The sequence below is a fragment of the Vibrio sp. 811 genome, from assembly GCF_033339195.1.
The window spans coordinates 1-528 of record NZ_JAWOUB010000904.1; the positions used below are offsets into that span (position 1 = coordinate 1).

The window sequence follows — 528 nt, forward strand, 5'->3', positions numbered from 1 at the left end:
ACTTGCATCATTCACAGTAGCTTGGTTTGGACGGCCATCAGAAATGAAATAGCTTAAATTCGTTGCGCCACTATCAGCACTATCAAACCAATTCAATGCTGATTGGAAGCCTGCTTCATAGTTTGTGTTACCGTCGCCGCGCTTCACAATTGCGTCCAATATTGATTCTACTTGAGACTTAGCATTGTCAGAGCTCAAATCCAATTCGAGCACCTGTTTGCTCTCAGTGGAAAAAGTGGTTAATAAAACGTTCACTTTGCCCGAATGAGGTCCACTTGCACTTTCGATCAGAGTAGTCAGCACTGTTTTTAGTTCAGTTACCGCACGGCCAACGTCGTAACCCATACTGCCAGACGTATCGAGCATAAAGGCAATGTTGTAATCCTGACCTTCGACAATTTGTAACCCTTGAACATCACCAACGATCACGTCGTTATCATCGGACCCAACTATGTTGTTATCACCATGCGTACCAGAAACAAACTCATAATCACGGACTGAAACAGAAGCCGTGTCCGCTCCCATTTG

General features: G+C 44.5%; 1 protein-coding gene. It reads right to left on the bottom strand.

What is annotated here, in order from left to right; translation table 11 throughout:
- The coding region (locus tag R7Q46_RS30040) for a vWA domain-containing protein (RefSeq protein WP_318078701.1) at window positions 1-528 on the bottom strand (528 nt) is incomplete at both ends.